The sequence below is a fragment of the Caulobacter sp. 602-2 genome, assembly GCF_011043625.1.
Taxonomy (GTDB): Bacteria; Pseudomonadota; Alphaproteobacteria; order Caulobacterales; family Caulobacteraceae; genus Caulobacter.
Genome location: NZ_JAAKGT010000001.1, coordinates 293,062 through 308,870 on the forward strand (window position 1 = coordinate 293,062; position 15,809 = coordinate 308,870).

At 67.6% G+C, this 15,809-nt stretch carries 16 protein-coding genes; 9 read left to right on the plus strand and 7 right to left on the minus strand.

Translation table 11 applies throughout. The features are described 5' to 3' along the window. Positions 1 to 22: 22 nt before the first annotated feature. The gene (locus G5B46_RS01315; protein ID WP_165255392.1) at positions 23 to 508 is read left to right on the plus strand and encodes an SRPBCC family protein; all 486 of its coding nucleotides are present in this window, start codon (positions 23 to 25) and stop codon (positions 506 to 508) included. On the opposite strand, the gene G5B46_RS01320 is transcribed toward G5B46_RS01315, so the two are convergent. After that, positions 495 to 1,610: a beta-ketoacyl-ACP synthase III gene (locus tag G5B46_RS01320; RefSeq protein WP_165255394.1), complete on the minus strand. Its 1,116-nt coding sequence runs from the start codon at positions 1,608 to 1,610 to the stop codon at positions 495 to 497. The genes G5B46_RS01315 and G5B46_RS01320 overlap by 14 nt on opposite strands. A 309-nt stretch (positions 1,611 to 1,919) precedes the next feature. Between G5B46_RS01320 and G5B46_RS01325 the strand changes: the two genes are divergently transcribed. Continuing rightward, the gene (locus G5B46_RS01325; RefSeq protein WP_165255396.1) at positions 1,920 to 2,456 is read left to right on the plus strand and encodes a porin family protein; all 537 of its coding nucleotides are present in this window, start codon (positions 1,920 to 1,922) and stop codon (positions 2,454 to 2,456) included. 71 nt (positions 2,457 to 2,527) lie between these two features. Here G5B46_RS01325 and G5B46_RS01330 read toward each other — a convergent pair whose 3' ends face one another. Next, on the minus strand, positions 2,528 to 2,935 hold the full coding sequence (locus G5B46_RS01330; RefSeq protein ID WP_165255397.1) for a DUF805 domain-containing protein: 408 nt from the start codon (positions 2,933 to 2,935) through the stop codon (positions 2,528 to 2,530). 138 nt (positions 2,936 to 3,073) lie between these two features. Here G5B46_RS01330 and G5B46_RS01335 point away from each other — a divergent pair, with 138 nt between their 5' ends. Next, positions 3,074 to 3,463 (plus strand): hypothetical protein, encoded by a 390-nt coding sequence (locus G5B46_RS01335; protein ID WP_165255399.1) that lies wholly within the window; start codon positions 3,074 to 3,076, stop codon positions 3,461 to 3,463. Next, a complete protein-coding gene (locus G5B46_RS01340) occupies positions 3,460 to 4,431 on the plus strand; it encodes a sterol desaturase family protein (protein ID WP_165255401.1) in 972 nt (323 codons plus the stop codon). Before G5B46_RS01335 ends, G5B46_RS01340 begins: the two co-directional genes overlap by 4 nt. Before the next feature lie 40 nt (positions 4,432 to 4,471). Here the strand turns inward: G5B46_RS01340 and G5B46_RS01345 are convergent, their stop codons facing one another. Together G5B46_RS01345 and G5B46_RS01350 are read right to left on the minus strand one after the other, a co-directional pair. Then, positions 4,472 to 5,779: an oligogalacturonate lyase family protein gene (locus G5B46_RS01345; RefSeq protein WP_165255403.1), complete on the minus strand. Its 1,308-nt coding sequence runs from the start codon at positions 5,777 to 5,779 to the stop codon at positions 4,472 to 4,474. Next, the gene (locus G5B46_RS01350) at positions 5,776 to 7,740 is read right to left on the minus strand and encodes a rhamnogalacturonan lyase (protein WP_165255404.1); all 1,965 of its coding nucleotides are present in this window, start codon (positions 7,738 to 7,740) and stop codon (positions 5,776 to 5,778) included. Before G5B46_RS01350 ends, G5B46_RS01345 begins: the two co-directional genes overlap by 4 nt. Before the next feature lie 349 nt (positions 7,741 to 8,089). Between G5B46_RS01350 and cysT the strand changes: the two genes are divergently transcribed. The 5 genes from cysT to G5B46_RS01375 all read left to right on the plus strand — a co-directional run bounded on the left by cysT (position 8,090) and on the right by G5B46_RS01375 (position 12,064). Then, complete coding sequence (cysT, locus tag G5B46_RS01355) at positions 8,090 to 8,959, plus strand: sulfate ABC transporter permease subunit CysT (RefSeq protein WP_165255406.1); 870 nt, start codon at positions 8,090 to 8,092, stop codon at positions 8,957 to 8,959. Continuing rightward, positions 8,959 to 9,804 (plus strand): sulfate ABC transporter permease subunit CysW, encoded by an 846-nt coding sequence (cysW, locus tag G5B46_RS01360; RefSeq protein ID WP_165255408.1) that lies wholly within the window; start codon positions 8,959 to 8,961, stop codon positions 9,802 to 9,804. Before cysT ends, cysW begins: the two co-directional genes overlap by 1 nt. Positions 9,805 to 9,822: 18 nt before the next feature. Continuing rightward, on the plus strand, positions 9,823 to 10,842 hold the full coding sequence (locus tag G5B46_RS01365; protein ID WP_165255409.1) for a sulfate/molybdate ABC transporter ATP-binding protein: 1,020 nt from the start codon (positions 9,823 to 9,825) through the stop codon (positions 10,840 to 10,842). Positions 10,843 to 11,001: 159 nt separating this feature from the next. Next, a complete protein-coding gene (locus G5B46_RS01370) occupies positions 11,002 to 11,193 on the plus strand; it encodes a hypothetical protein (RefSeq protein ID WP_165255411.1) in 192 nt (63 codons plus the stop codon). 10 nt (positions 11,194 to 11,203) lie between these two features. Continuing rightward, positions 11,204 to 12,064, plus strand: coding sequence for an SPFH domain-containing protein (locus G5B46_RS01375; protein WP_165255413.1), 861 nt, complete (start codon positions 11,204 to 11,206; stop codon positions 12,062 to 12,064). 39 nt (positions 12,065 to 12,103) lie between these two features. Here G5B46_RS01375 and G5B46_RS01380 read toward each other — a convergent pair whose 3' ends face one another. Genes G5B46_RS01380 through G5B46_RS01390 form a run of 3 tightly spaced genes read right to left on the minus strand, consistent with a single transcriptional unit; the run spans position 12,104 to position 15,557 of the window. Further along, positions 12,104 to 13,090 carry a transglutaminase family protein gene (locus G5B46_RS01380; protein WP_165255414.1) on the minus strand — a complete coding sequence of 329 codons (987 nt, stop codon included), beginning with the start codon at positions 13,088 to 13,090 and terminating at the stop codon, positions 12,104 to 12,106. Positions 13,091 to 13,092: 2 nt separating this feature from the next. Next, positions 13,093 to 14,034: an alpha-E domain-containing protein gene (locus tag G5B46_RS01385; RefSeq protein ID WP_165255416.1), complete on the minus strand. Its 942-nt coding sequence runs from the start codon at positions 14,032 to 14,034 to the stop codon at positions 13,093 to 13,095. Beyond that, positions 14,031 to 15,557, minus strand: coding sequence for a circularly permuted type 2 ATP-grasp protein (locus G5B46_RS01390; protein ID WP_165256466.1), 1,527 nt, complete (start codon positions 15,555 to 15,557; stop codon positions 14,031 to 14,033). Before G5B46_RS01390 ends, G5B46_RS01385 begins: the two co-directional genes overlap by 4 nt. Positions 15,558 to 15,809 lie beyond the last annotated feature (252 nt).

A 15,809-nucleotide genomic window follows, 5' to 3' on the forward strand; every position in this document is an offset into this window, starting at 1 on the left:
TCCTCTCGCGAAGGAGCCCCCGATGTTCGAACCGATCGTCAGCGAGATCACCGTCGAGACCCTGCCGGCCGAGGCCTTCGCCCGCTTCGTCGGCGACATGGGCCGCTGGTGGCCGATGGCCTACAGCCGCAGCGGCGCGCGGTTCGCCACCGTGCATGTCGAGCCGGTGGCCGGCGGCAGCTGGTTCGAGGTCGACCGCGACGGCGTCGAGAGCCCGTGGGGCGACGTGCGCGCCTATGATCCGGGCCACCGCCTGGTGGTCGGCTTCAACGTCGCGCCCGACCGCGGCGTCGAGCCGCTGGAGCGCCAGAGCGAGGTCGAGTTTCGCTTCGAGCCGGCGGGAGAGGGCGCGCGGGTCGTGGTCGAGCACCGCGATCTGGATCGCCATGCCGAGGGCGGGGAAGCCATCCGCCAGGGGATGGCTTCCGATCACGGCTGGCCGCTGATCCTGGCGTCCTTCGCGCGAGAACTCAGGTTCCCGCGCGCGGCGCCGCTCAGCGCTTCCTGACGAACACCGTGCCGGCAGAGTAGCCGGCGCCGAAGCTGCAGATCAGGCCGGTGTCGCCGGGGGCGAAGTCGTCATTGGCGCTGTGGAAGGCGATGATCGAGCCGGCCGAGCTGGTGTTGGCGTATTCGTCGAGGATGATGACGTTCTCGCCGGCTTCCGGGTCACGGCCCAGCACCTTGCGGGCGATCAGGTCGTTCATGTTGATGTTGGCCTGGTGCAGCCACAGGCGCTTGAGGGCCGTGGCGTCCAGGCCGATGTCGCCGGCGTGCTCGACGATCATCTCGCTGACCATCGGCACCACCTCGCGGAACACCTTGCGGCCTTCTTGCACGAACAGCTTGTCCTTGGCGCCGACGCCTTCGGGGGCGGCGTTGTTGAGGAAGCCGAAGTTGTTGCGGATGTTGTTGGAGAACTGGGTCTTCAGGCGCGTGCCCAGGATCTCCCAGCCGCCCGTGGCCTGCGAGGCCTCTTCCAGGATCACGGCCGTGGCCACGTCGCCGAAGATGAAGTGGCTGTCGCGGTCCTTGAAGTTCAGGTGGCCCGAGCAGATCTCGGGATTGACCATCAGCACCGCCTTGGCGCTGCCGGTGGCGATGAAGTCGGCGGCGGTCTTGATGCCGAAGGTGGCCGACGAGCAGGCCACGTTCATGTCGAAGGCGAAGCCCTCGATGCCCAGGGCCTGCTGCACCTCGATGGCCATGGCCGGATAGGCGCGCTGCATGTTCGAGGCCGCGCAGATCACCGCTCCGATTTCCGAGACGGGCTTGCCCCAGGCCGCGATCGCCTGCTGGGCCGCCTTGACGGCCATTTCGGCCAGGATCGAGATCTGGTCATTCGGGCGCTCGGGCAGGTTCGGGCGCATGACCTCGGGGTCGATGATCCCGTCCTTGTTCATCACGTAGCGGGCCTTGATGCCCGAAGCCTTCTCGATGAACTCCGGCGAGGAAGGGGCGAGCGCCGTCACTTCCCCGGCGGCGATGGCCTGCGCATTGGCGGCGTTGAAGCGTTCGACATAGGCGTTGAAGGCGTCGACCAGTTCTACGTTCGAGATGCTGAACGGCGGGGTGAAGAGCCCCGTGGCGGCGATGACGGCTTGATGCAAGGCGGCGGTCCCGATGGGCCGGCGCGCGACATGGGCGCGCCGATCTGATCACTGTTTGGACGCGATCAATAGCACGCCCCGCGCCGCCGTCACCTGCCAAGCGGGCGTGTCCCGTCTGCATCGCTTGCGGCTATTCGACCTGCCGCAGCGGAACTTTCGGCCGGCGGCCATAATCGCCGGTTCAAATGTCGGAAACGTCACGCAATGGCCCCAAACAGGTCAGGGTGCGGTCAAATCCGGGCCTCGTTGCCCCAATACCCAGAGGAGGCTGAGGGAGCACAAGAAATCCCAGTACCAGGAGTAAAAATAATGAAGGTTCTCATGTCTGCGGCCGTGGCCGCCATGTCGGTCGCTGCTGTTCCGGTCCTGGCTCATGCTCAATCGAGCTCGCCGGAAATCTACGGCAACCTCGGTTACAACAGCTCGCGCGCGGAAGGCGCCGACACCGGTGCGGTGCAAGGCCGCCTGGGCGCGAAGCTGACCCCGCACTTCGGCGTCGAGGGCGAACTGTCCGGCGGCGTGAAGGACGACAACATCGACCGCGCCGGCGTCCGCTCCAGCATCGAGCAGACTCACTCGGCCGCCGTCTATGGCGTCGGCTTCCTGCCGGTGAGCCCGAACATCGACCTGATCGGCCGCGTCGGCTACGGCAACACCCAGTTCAAGCAGAAGCTGGCCGGCGTTGAGAGCAAGTTCGACGCCGACAGCGTCAACTACGGCGTCGGCGCCCAGTACAAGTTCGACGACAAGAACGGCGTGCGCGTCGACTACACGCGCCAGCAATTCCGCGACAACGACGCCGACGACGCCAACGTCGTGTCGGTGGGCTACGCCCGCAAGTTCTAGGGCTTGGGCCAAAGAAAAAGCGCGCCGCTCTCCTTCGAGGGCGGCGCGCTTTGCCTTGTCTCGTCGAAACCTCAGGCGAAGGTTTCGGCGGCGTCCTTGTGGGTCTGCTTCGGATCGGCGCCGAACTTGTTCGGGCCGGTGGTGCCCGGCAGCAGGTAGAAGACCAGCAGCACGATGGCGCCGATCAGCGGGATCAGGCCGATGAGGATCCACCAGGCCGAACGGTCGGTGTCGTGCAGGCGGCGGAACGAGACCGCGAGGCTGGGAACGAGCATCGCCAGCGAGAACGCCAGGTTCACCAGGCTCAGGGCGTCGAAGCCGCCATTCTCCAGGCTGTCGAAACCGCCCGTGGCGATCCGCAGGATGGTGATGACCATGCTGACAGCGAAGGTGAACAGCGCGAAGAGCCAGTATTCCGAACGACGAGCGCGTCCGGAAAATTGCGCGTACTTGCGCAGCGGTTCGAACATCAAAGACATACCCGTTTCCCTTACCCCGCGTGATGCGTGCGGTTCGCAACTTGAGCGGCGAATCCAGTTGCGTAAACCCCTGTTCTGACGCTTGACGTGATCGCTGGTCGGCCAGACCTTCGACCCAAAACGGGGGAGGAGGCGGCGATGGACAAGGCGCTGCTCGTACAGTTGCTGGGCTCGGCGCTTGCCGTCGCCCTGCTGGTGGGTCTTTCGGCCTGGGCGCGGATCGCGCGACCGACGGCGCCGCTGGACGAGGCGGCCGCTCGGCGGCTGCTGGCGGACGAGTTTCCGGATCATCGGGTCACAGCCGTCTGGATCGGCGGCGACGGCGCCAGCGTCGTGGCCCGCGCCGACGAAGATCTGGCTCTGGTGCTCTGGCGCAAGGGTGACGGCTATGTGGCGCGTTCGGCCGCCTGGGGCGACGTCGTCGCGGCCCGTCCCGCCGAAGGGAGCGTGCGCCTGGCGGCCGTCGACGGCGCGCCGCGGCTTCGCCTGGGCCAGTGCCCCTGGCCGCCGCAGGAGGCCGCCGCATGAAGCCCGCCTTCGATCCGGTCCAGCTGGCGATCCCGTTCTTCGTGGTCGCCATCGTGCTGGAGGTTCTGCTGGCCCGCTTCGGCAAGGCGCGGGCCAACTACGAGCCGCGCGACGCGGCGACCTCGCTGATGATGGGGCTGGGCAGCACGATCGCGGGCCTACTGACCGGGGGCGCGGTCTTCGCCGCCAGTCTCTGGGCGTACGAGCATAGGCTGTTCACGATCCCGATGACCGCGGTGTGGGCCTGGGTCGTGCTCTTCTTCGCCGAAGACCTGACCTACTACTGGTTTCACCGCCTGGCGCACGAGCGGCGGTTCTGGTGGGCCAGCCACGTCAACCACCACAGCTCCACCCACTACAATCTGACGACCGCGTTGCGACAGACCTGGACCGGCGGCGTGGCCGGGACCTGGCTCCTGTGGCTGCCGCTGTCCTTCCTGGGTTTCCCGCCGGCCATGGTGGCGATCCAGAAGGGGATCAGCCTCGTCTATCAGTTCTGGATCCATACCGAGGCCGTGCGCCGCATGCCGGCCTGGTTCGAGGCGGTGTTCAACACCCCTTCGCACCACCGGGTGCACCACGCCCGCAACCCGCGCTATCTCGACGCCAACTACGCGGGGATCCTGATCATCTGGGACCGGATGTTCGGCACCTTCATCCCCGAGGACGACGCCGAACCTTGCCGCTACGGGATCGTGCGGAACCTGCCCAGCTTCAACCTCTTCACCAACGTCTTCCACGAGTGGATCGGCATCGCCAAGGACCTGGCCGGCAGCCGCTCGCCGCGCGAGGTGATCGGCTATCTCTTCGGCCCGCCGGGGTGGAGCCCCGACGGCTCGCGGGAAACCTCCCACACCCTGAAGGCCAAGTGGCGGGCGCGGGAGGAGAGGGCGGCAGCCGAGGTCAGGGATGAAGCTCCCGCCCTTCGACAGGCTCAGGGTGAGGATTTACTGCAAGGCCGGAAGTAGCCCTCATCCTGCGTTGAAGGACGAGGGCTTGATCCCGAGCCTACTTCGCCTTGGCCAGTTCCACCGCGTAGACGTGGTTGGCGCCGTGCATGTTGGAGCGGAACACCATCCACTTGCCGTCGGGCGTGAAGTTGACGTTCGGCTCCAGGCGGTAGTCGTGGGCGCTCATGTTGACCAGCTTCTCGGCGTCGATGACGCCGGGGCGGATCAGGTGCTCGGAGTCCGGGGCGTGGATGCCGGCGACGTCGGGAATGCCGCGCGGGTGCATCAGGTAGAGCCACTTTCCGTCGGGCGCGTGGGCGACCATCTCGCTGTCGCCGCCGTCGCCGGCGAACAGCTTGCCGTCGGGGCTGGAGTTGAAGTGCACCGACCAGGCGTTGCGCTCGACGTGGTACCAGGCGCGCTTGCCGGTCGCGATCTCGTAGCCGGCCACCCAGAAGTCTTCGCCGCGCGGGGTCTGCAGGTCGTACCAGACGGTCTTGCCGTCGGCGCTGAACCACTCGTGGCCGGCGATCTCCATGTTCATGGTGCGGGTGTGGATCTTCACCGGCTTGGCGCCCGGCTGGTCGGTGCGCAGCAGCCACAGCCGGTCGACCTTGTGCCAGGGACCCTCGTGGCAGAACATCAAGAGGTTCGGGTCGGTCGGCGAGAACTGCAGGTGGTTCAGCCAGTCGGTCGCCGCGTGCACGACGCGCTTCTCGCCCGTGCGGGTGTCGATGACGAACATCTCCATCGGTATCTTCGATTCGAGCCGCTCGTTCAGGCGCACTTCCTTGGCCTCGGCGAAGCTCAGCGGCTTGCCGTCCGGACCGACCGCCTCGTAGGCGGCCTGGTCGAAGCGGTTGTCGCGCTTGAGCATGCCGTCGGGACGGGTCTCGATCTCGGGCTTGGTGACGACCACGCCGCCCAGCAGGGTCTCGTCGGCGTTGATCGTCTGAATGTCGCCGCGGTCGAACCTGGCGACCACGCGCACCTTCTTGCTGTCGATGTCGACGGCCTTGACCACCCGGGTCTTGCCCTCGGTGACGATATAGTAGGCCGAGCGGGTCTTGCGGCCGACGAACAGGAACTTGCCGTCCTCCTCGACCAGCGGCGCCAGCTTGCGGGTGGCCAGGTCGACCGTGCTCAGGCCCTTGGGCGTGGCGATGACCAGCTTGTCGCCCTGAGGCGTGTAGCCGTTGTAGTTGAAGTAGAGGCTGCTCGAGCCCGGCTCGTCCGACAGGCGCACGACGCGATGGCCGGTGTCCTTGTCGATCCATTCGCGCGGCGGCTGGGCGGCCGGCGCTTGGGCGAAGGCGGGCAGGGCGAGAGCGAAGGCGGTCGCCAGGCCGATCAGGACGGTTTTCACGGCTTCACCTTCACGGCGGCGACGTTCGGACGCTCGGGGTTCTTCATGCCGTGCCCCAGGTAGAAGCTGGTGTGCGGCGGCTGGTTGTAGGCGGTGTTCTGCCAGGCGATCCCGGCGCGATAGACCGGATCGTGCATCAGGGTGACCAGGCGGCGGTCGGTCGCATAGGGCGTCACGTAGATGCGCAGGAAGGTGTTGTCCTCCGAGCGCAGGATCACCTCCTCGCGCCAGTCGCCCAGGATGTCGGCCGACAGGGTCGGGGTGGCCTTGGTGCCGTTGTTCGAGGTCATGCCCTCGGCGTTCAGCAGCACCTTGCTCTCGCCCTTCAGCCAGTCCCATTTGAAGATCTTGTTGCGGTCGAGCAGCTCGCGCAGCTCGTCGCCATCCCACCAGACGCCGAAGTTCATCTGCGGCGGGCGCTTGACGCCTTCGATCGGCTTGCCCTTGACGGTGTAGAGGACGTCGGAGTTGCTGGCCCAGGCCTCGGCGCCCGGGAAGCGCGGATCGATGTCGAAGGCGACGCCGCGGCCGGTGTCCTTGTCGGTCGGCGTGGTCCACAGCACTTCGCCGGTCTTGGCGTCGACCATGGCCGAGCCGATGCCGCCGTTCATCTTAGGGCTCTCATTGACGCCGAAGCGCTCGAGGCCCGGACGGTCGGGGTCCAGGTCGCCCAGGTGCAGGGCGTCGCCGTGATAGAGCTTGGCGGTCCACAGCGGCTTGCCGTCGGCGTCCAGCGCCATCGAGCCGTAGACGATCTCGTCGCAGCCGTCGCCGTTGAGGTCGCCGATCGACAGCTGGTGGTTGCCCTGGCCGCCGAAGCCTTCCGGCACGCCGGGGGCGGCGCTGTCGAACACCCAGCGCTGGGTGATCTTGCCGTTCCTGAAGTCCCAGGCGCTGACCGTGGTGCGGGCGTAGTAGCCGCGGCCCATGATGATGCTGGGATGCTGGCCGTCCAGATAGGCCGTGCCCGCCAGGAAACGGTCGGAGCGGTTGGCGTAGCCGTCGCCCCAGAGCTTGGTCATCTGCTCGGTGGTGGGGGCGTCGGTGGTCGGATCGCGCGGCGCGGCGAACGGAACCGAATCCAGGGCGGCGCCGGTGCGGCCGTCGAACACGGTCAGGAACTCCGGTCCTTTCAGGATCCGGCCCGTCAGCTTGGCGACCATGGCGCCGTCCGGCTTGATCTCGGCGCCGGTCTTGTCCTTGGTCGGGGTCTCGACCGGGCCGCCGCGCCAGTCGGCGTTGGCGTCGCCCAGCACCTTGCCCGTACCGTCGACCGTGCCGTCCGAGGTGCGCACGGCGATCTCGGCCCGGCCGTCGCCGTCGAAGTCGAAGACCTGGAACTGGGTGTAGTGGGCGCCGGCGCGGATGTTGCGGCCAAGATCGATGCGCCACAGGCGCTTGCCGTCCAGCGTATAGGCGTCCAGCAGCACCGGACCGGTATAGCCCGAGAAGGCGTTGTCCTTGGAGTTGGTCGGATCCCACTTGAGGACGATCTCGTAGCGGCCGTCGCCGTCGAGGTCGCCGACGCTGGCGTCGTTGGCGGTGTACTCGTAGGCCACGCCGTCGGGGGTCACGCCGCCGGCGGGCTTCTGCAGCGGGATCGTCAGGAAGCCGTCCTTCAGGGCGATGGTCTCGCCCTCGACCGGGCCGTCCTTGCCCTTGGTCACGGTCTTGAGGGTGTAGCGCGATCCGGCGACGCCGGCCTTGTCGACGAAGTTGGTGGCGAAGGCGAGCGGCTTGGCGTTCAGCTTCTTGCCGTCGCGATAGAGATTGAAGGCCAGCCCCGGAGCGTCTTCGCCGGTGTAGCGCCAGGAGACCAGCACGCCGCCGTCGACGGCGGGGGCGGCGACCAGGCCGCGGTCGAGATGCTCGACCTGGCGCGGGGCGGCGAGAGCGGGCAGGGCCAGCAGCGAAGCGGCGGCAGAGGCCAGCATGGCGGCCTTGCGAAGGCGGTAGGGCATTGAGCTTCCCCCCAAGGGATTATGCGCGTTGTTGGACCGATCTTCGCATGCCGACCAAAAGTCGCAAGAAATTTCCCATAAATTGCATCGTTGTTTCATATATTGAAATTCAAGCTTCGCCGGTTGAGTTCCGGCGCGGATTTCGCTTCGCGGTTTGGCTTGCGCGGGGCAGGGTGCCGAACGGACAGTTTTTCTACGGGGCTCGCCCGAGAAATCTCAATTGACCCCATCGGCGCAGTGGAGATTTAAGCGCTCCAACTTGGCGCCGGTTCGACGTCGAGGCGCCGCGCGCGCATTTGTTCACCCAAAGGCCGCGTGCCGCAGCCGGAACCAGGACGACGATCAGGACATGACCGCCGACTCCCTTGCCGCGCAACGCCCCGCCGCGGCGCGTCGTCCGCTGTTTCGCAGGCGGTCAGCGATTCCCGGGTTCGGCCTGACCCTGGGCGTGACGCTGTCGATCCTGTCGCTGGTGGTGCTGATTCCCCTCTCGGCCGTCGCGCTGAAGGCGGCCGAGCTGTCGCCGTCCGAGTTCGTCGCCGCCGCCTTTTCCGAGCGCGCTCTGGCCGCCTATCGCCTGACCTTCGGGGCTGCGCTGGTGGCGGCGATCGCCAACGGCGTGTTCGGCGTGCTGACCACCTGGGCGCTGGTGCGCTACGAGTTTCCGGGCAAGACCATCATCAACGCCCTGGTCGACCTGCCCTTCGCCCTGCCGACCGCCGTGGCCGGCATCGCCCTGGCCACCCTCTATGCGCCCAACGGCTGGATCGGGCAGTTCCTGACCCCGCTCGGGATCAAGGCCGCCTACAACCCGGCCGGCGTCACCATCGCCCTGATCTTCATCGGCCTGCCGTTCGTGGTCCGCACGATCGAGCCGGTGATGCGCGACCTGTCGGCCGACGTCGAGGAGGCCTCGGCCAGCCTTGGCGCGGGGCGCCTGCAGACGATCTGGCGCGTGATCCTGCCGGCGCTGGGTCCGGCCTGGCTGACCGGCTTCGCCATGGCCTTTGCGCGTGGCGTCGGCGAGTACGGCTCGGTGATCTTCATCGCCGGCAACATGCCCTACAAGTCCGAGATCGCGCCGCTGCTGATCATCATCCAGCTGGAGCAGTTCCAGTACGCCCAGGCCGCCTCGATCGCGGTGGTCATGCTGGTGGTGTCTTTCCTGATGCTGTTCGTCATCAACGCCATCCAGGCCTTTTCCCGGAGGTTCGTCTGATGGCGCGCGCCCGTCACCCCACCGAGGATCCGACCTGGGTCAAGGCGCTGGTCATCGGCGTCGTCATGGTCTTCCTGGCGCTGGTGCTGATCCTGCCGCTGGTCGCGGTGTTCGCCGAGGCCCTGCGCAAGGGCGTGCCGGCGGCCGTTGAGGCCGTGCTGCACGAGGACGCGCTGGCGGCGGTCAAGCTGACCCTGCTGACGGCGGCCATCGCCGTGCCGTTCAACGCCATCTTCGGCCTCTGCGCCTCCTGGGCCGTGGCCAAGCACGACTTTCCGGGCAAGGCCTTCCTGATCACCCTGATCGACCTGCCGTTCTCGGTTTCGCCCGTCGTGGCGGGCCTGATCTACGTGCTGGTGTTCGGCATGCAGGGCTGGCTGGGCGAATGGCTGCTCGACAACGACCTGAAGGTCATCTTCGCCGTGCCCGGCATCGTGCTGGCCACCGTGTTCGTGACCTTCCCGTTCGTCGCCCGCGAGCTGATCCCGCTGATGCAGGAGCAGGGAACCAGCGAGGAGGAGGCCGCCATCTCGATGGGCGCTTCTGGCCTCTACACCTTCTGGCGGGTGACCACGCCCAACGTGCGCTGGGGCCTGCTGTACGGCGTGCTGCTGTGCAACGCCCGCGCCATGGGTGAGTTCGGGGCGGTGTCGGTGGTCAGCGGCCACATCCGCGGCCTGACCAACACCATGCCGCTGCATGTCGAGATCCTCTACAACGAGTACGACTTCGTGGGGGCGTTCGCGGTCGCGGCTCTGCTGTGCCTGCTCGCCATCGTCACCCTCGTGCTGAAGACCGCCCTCGAAGTCGCCCAGCCGGCCGTTCGCGGCCGCGGCGGACACTAAACGGAACGCGAAGACGCCATGACCATCTCCATCCGTTCCGTCCAGAAGCAGTTCGGCCGCTATCCGGCGCTGAACAACGTCGATCTGGAGATCGCCGACGGCGAACTGCTGGCGCTGCTGGGGCCGTCGGGCTCGGGCAAGACCACGCTGCTGCGCGCCATCGCCGGCCTGGAGTTCCCCGACGCCGGCCAGGTGCTGTTCCACGACAAGGACGTCACCTACGCCTCGGCCGCCGCGCGTCGGGTGGGCTTCGTCTTCCAGCAGTACGCGCTGTTCAAGCACATGACCGTGGCCAAGAACATCGCGTTCGGCCTCGACGTTCGGAAGGGCAAGGACAAGCCGCCGAAGGCCGAGATCGCCAAGCGCGTCGACGAACTGCTCAAGCTGGTCGAGCTGGACGGCCTGGGCGGCCGCTATCCCTCGCAGCTGTCGGGCGGCCAGCGTCAGCGCGTGGCCCTGTCGCGCGCCCTGGCGGTGCAGCCCAGCGTGCTGCTGCTGGACGAGCCGTTCGGCGCCCTGGACGCCACCGTCCGCAAGTCGCTGCGCAAGGAACTGCGCCGCGTGCACGACGCCACGGGCGTGACCACGATCTTCGTCACCCACGACCAGGAAGAGGCCCTGGAACTGGCCGACCGCGTGGCCATCCTCAACAAGGGCAAGATCGAGCAGATCGGCAGCCCGCGCGAGGTGCATGACAATCCGGCCTCGGCCTTCGTCTGTGGCTTCGTCGGCGAATCCAACCGCTTCGAGGGCAAGGTCGTGGGCGGCCGGTTCACGGCTGGTCCGCTGGCGTTGCCGGCCCCGGGCGTCGCCGACGGCGCGGCCGTGGCCTTCGTGCGGCCGCACGACTTCGTGCTCGCCGGCGAGGGCGTCGAGGCCAGGGTGGAGCGCGTCAACGCCCAGGGCGCCCTGGCGCGTGTCGACGCCGTGCTGGCCGATGGGACCCGCATCGAGATCGCTGCATCGCGCGCCGACGCCGATCGCTTCAATGGCGCGGTGACGCTGGCGATCGGCAAGAGCCACGTCTACGCGGCCTGAGCGGCGGCCCCCTTTGGCCATGCTGCCGAAGATTAAATCGCGGCAATTTCTGGGCGCCCTGATTGAAGGGGCGCCTTCCCCTGCCTAGCTATTGGATATCGCCGGTCCATGAGGGCTGAGGGGATGTTGGGGAAAGCTGTCGCACTTCTTACGATCTGGGTGGTCCTCGCGGTCGTCCTGGTTCGCGTCGTCGTGGGTCCCTTGTGGGGCTCGGGCACGGACCTGGGGCTGATCGCGGCGCCGCTCGCCTTTGCGCTCGGCGCGGCCGGACTGATCTTCCTGGCCTCGCGGTTCATCGCCATAGCGACCCACCCGTCGAACGCTTCGAAACGCGCGCCCAAGGCGCATTGAGGGAAAATCCATGGCTATTCATTCGCCGCTGAACAAGCGGGCGATCCTGCTCGTCACTATCGCGGGCGCCGTGCTGGTGCTGGGCTCGTGCTCGGTGATCTCGCAGGGCACCACGGTCGAGCCCGGCAATGTCGGGGTCAAGATCAAGACCCTTGGGACCGGCGCGGGCGTCGCGCCGGAGGCTCTGCCGGCGCGCTGGTACTTCCGGGGCATCGGCGAGCGGATCGTCCAGTTTCCGGTGATCCAGCGCACCTACAGCTACACCCGCGACCGCGACGAGCGTGGCAACGAGAACGAGGAGCTGCAGTTCAGCGACAACACCGGCCTGCCGATGACGGCCGACGTGTCGGTGACGCTGCAGGTCAATCCGGCCTCGGCGCCCATGCTCTACCAGACCTACCGCCTGACCTTCGATCAGTTGCTCGACGGGCCGATCCGCAACGACGTGCGTTCGGCCATCGCCGCCGAGACCGAGAAGGTGTCGGTCGAGACGCTCTATAGCGGCGGTCGCCAGATGGTCGTCCAGAGAGCGCTGGCGCGGGTGTCGGGCAAGTGGGCGCGGCACGGCGTGAGCGTGTCGCAGATGGATTGGATCGGCTCTATCCGCTACCCGAGCGCCGTGGTCGACCGCATGCAGGAGAAGACCAAGCTGGAGCAGGAAGCCCTGGCCGCCAAGGCGCTGGAAGCCAAGGAGACGGCCCTGGCCAACGCCGCCATCGCCAAGGCGCGCGGCGAGGCCGAGGCCATCCGCATCAAGGGCGAGGCCATCCGCGCCAATCCCCAGGTCCTGCAGCAGCAGGCCATCGAGAAGTGGAACGGCGAGCTGCCCAAGGTCACCAGCGGCGCCACGCCGTTCGTGAAGATCGACTGATGAAGTTCGGCCCCGGTGGAGATCCGCCGGGGCCGTTTTCTATTGCTGCTGTTGTTGTTGCTGCTGGCGCTGTTGGTCCTGGTGGACCGCGGCGTCGCCGTTGCGCCGGCGCGCGCCGAACGAGGCCGGCTTGGCCAGGCGCAGGAACTCGGGTTCGGCCAGCGCCGCGCGGGCCCGGCGCACCGTCACGCCGACGGCCAGATGGCTCTCGGCGTCGCCCTTGTAGACCCCGCGCGAGGGCGTGACGTCGGCATAGTCGCGGCCCACGGCGACGGCCACGTGGCGCTCGCCGGTCAGGCAGTTGTTGGTCGGGTCGAAACCGACCCAGCGCAGGCTGGGCAGGAACACCTCGACCCAGGCGTGGGTGGCGTCGGGATCAGAGCGGTCGCCGGCGTCGCGGTCGGTGAACAGGTAGCCAGACACGTAGCGCGCCGGCAGGCCCCAGCTGCGGCAGATCGCCAGCATGATGTGCGCGAAGTCCTGGCAGACGCCGCTGCCGGCCTCCAGCGCCAGGTCGATGGGGCTGTCGGCGTCGGTGACGCCCGGCTGATAGCCGAAGGACTGATAGAGAGTCTCGTTCAGGCGGCGCAGGGCCGTCAGCGGGTCCTGCCGGCGCAAGGCCTCCAGGTCGTGCTGGGCGATGAAGGCCAGCAGGCGCTCGGTGGTCTGCACGAAGCCGTGGGGTCGCAGGAAGTCGAAGCATTCGCCGCGAACGAACTCGCTGCGCAGGCGGTCCCATTCGCCGATGTCCAGCCGGTCGGGCAGTTCGACGGCGTGCTCGGTCTCCACCGCCGAGCGGGCGATGATGGTCAGGCGGTCGTGCGGCTGGGGCACGTCGAAATGGTAGACCGCATTGCCGAAGCTGTCGGGATAGGAAAACAGCTGGGCGGCCGGGTCGAGGTCGAGCTCGAAGCTGACCAGCCGTTGGCGCGCGCCCTTCTGGGGCTGCATCCAAAGCTCCATCAGGCTTTCGCGGACGGGGCGCTCGTAGTGGTACTGGGTGACGTGGCGGATTTCGAGCAGCATGGTCAGGCCGGCAGACGGAGTTCGAGGGGGTAGGCGACGAAGGTCTCGTAGATCGCCTCGTGGATGCGGGCGCACTCGTTGACGACGGTGGTCAGCAGGGCGCCGGCCCCGATGGTCTCCAGCTCGTCGACGTCGGCGTACTGCAGGCGCGCCTTCAGCTTGCCGGCCAGGCGTTCCGGGGCGGCGCGACCGGCCGCTTCGACGTGGCGGGCCAGCGCGGTCAGGTGTTCCTCGATGCGTGAGGTGGCGAAGCGGATCGAGCGCGGGAAGTCCTCGTCGAAGACCAGGAACTCCAGGATGTGCCTGGGCTCGATCTCGGCCGTGTAGACCCGCAGGTACGGCTCCAGGGCGCAGGCCATGCGCAGCAGGCTGACCAGGGCCAGGTGATCGTGGATCTCGCGACTGGGGGCCTGGGCGAAGCACACTTCCAGCAGGCTGGAGACCAGCTGGGCGCGCTCAAGGTACATGCCCAGCATCATGAACCGCCAGCTTTCGCCATGGCTCATGGTGGCGTCTGCCGCGCCCTTGAACAGGTGCACGTCGGCGATGACGTCATGCAGGTAGGACACCGAGTTGTCGGCGAACTCGGCCTCGGCGCTGGCGTCGGTGACGCGCAGATAGAGGACGTTCAGCCGTTCCCAGGTCTCGGTGGTGATCTGGTCGCGCACCTGGCGGGCGTTCTCGCGGGCCATGGTCAGGGACGAAACCACCGAGTTGGGGTCGGAGCGGTCCAGCACCAGGGCGCGTGCGGCCTCGAACGGCGAGACCTTGCCTGCGCCGTCGTCGCCGACGGCCGACAGGGCGATCCACACCGCCTGCATGCCGGAATCGGTCTGGTCCAGCGTGGCGTTCAGCATCACGCTCGACAGGCGCGACAGGTGTTCGGCGCGCTCGATATAGCGGCCCAGCCAGTAGAGGCTGTCGGCGACCCGAGCCAGCATCATTGCGGGCCTCCCTTGCCGTGGCCATTGCCGTTGTGGTGGCCGTTCTCCTCGGCCAGCACCCAGGTGTCCTTGGAGCCGCCGCCCTGGCTGGAATTGACCACCAGTGAGCCGCGCTTCAGCGCCACGCGGGTGAGGGCGCCGGGCGTGACGATGGTCTTCTCGCCCGACAGGATGAACGGGCGCAGGTCGACGTGGCGCGGTTCGATGCGGCCGTCCACGAGGCACGGCGCGGTCGACAGCTGGATCGTCGGCTGGGCGATGTAGTTGGCCGGATCGGCCTTCAGGGCCTCGGCGAATTCGGCGCGCTCCTGGGCGCTGGCGTGCGGGCCGACCAGCATGCCGTAGCCGCCCGAGGCGCCCACGGCCTTGACCACCAGCTTGTCGAGGTTGTCGAGCACGTGGCTGAGCTGGCTCTTCTCGCGGCAGAGATAGGTCTCGATGTTGGGCAAGATCGGATCTTCGCCCAGGTAGTAGCGGATGATGTCCGGCACGAAGGCGTAGACGGCCTTGTCGTCGGCCACGCCGGTGCCCGGGGCGTTGCAGATCACGACGTTGCCGGCGCGATAGGCGTTGAATAGGCCCGCGGCGCCCAGCGACGAATCCCGGCGGAAGGTGAGGGGGTCGATGAAGTCGTCGTCGACCCGGCGATAGATCACGTCCACCCGGCGCAGGCCGGTGGTCGTGCGCATGTAGACCATGTTGTCGTGGACCACGAGATCGCGGCCCTCGACCAGCGGCACGCCCATCAGGCGGGCGAGATAGGCATGTTCGTAGTAGGCGCTGTTGTAGACGCCGGGGGTCAGCACCACGACCTGCGGATCCGAGCGCCAGTCGGCGCTCATGCTCTTGAGCGTGGCCAGCAGCAGGTCGGGATAGCGCTCGACCGGCCGCACGCCGGCCTCGCGATAGGTGCCCGGGAAGGTGCGTTTGGCCGCGTCGCGGTTGGCCAGCATGTAGGAGACGCCGGACGGGACGCGCAGATTGTCTTCCAGCACGGCGAATTCGCCGTCCTGGCCGCGGATCAGGTCGCTGCCGCAGACATTGGCGTACGACTTGTGCGGCACGTAAAGGTTCTGCATCTCGCGCCGGTACGAAGGCGCGCCCAGCACCAGTTCGCGCGGCACCACGCCGTCCATCAGGATCTTCTGCTCGCCGTAGATGTCGGCGAGGAACATGTTCAGGGCCTGAAGCCGCTGGGTCAGGCCCGACTCGATCCGCGCCCATTCGGCGGCGGGGATGATTCTCGGGAAAAGGTCGGTGGGGATGATCCGTTCGGTGGCGCTGCCCGCGCCGTAGACGGTGAAGGTGATGCCCTGCAGCAGGAATGATCGCTCCAGGGTCTTCTGCCGGTCGGCCAGGGCCGAGGCGCCCAGGGTCGCCATCCGCGACTGCAACGGGGCGTAGTGGGCCCGCACGTCGCCGCCAGCGGCGAACATCTCGTCATAAGCCACGCCTGGCAGGTAGGCCGCGCCCGTCATCGGCAGGGTTGGGGCCTCGTCCAGGCTCTGTAGTTTTGCCGCCACGCCGGTGTCCACGTTGATTGTCCGTCTCCTGGACCCGCGCCGAAGCGGCGCTGGTCGATGGAAACCTAGAACGCCTCGAAAAGGTTCGCGGCGGATTTCGACCTTCGCCCCGCGGTTGCGCATGACTGCCTAGCATTTGGGCGCCGATTGCCGGACCTGAGAAGTCGAGATCGTTCGCTCCCGCAGCATTTCGTCGGGTGACAGCCGTGAAGCGCCCGACTACACGAGGTCCTGGGGGCGCTCCGTGCGGGG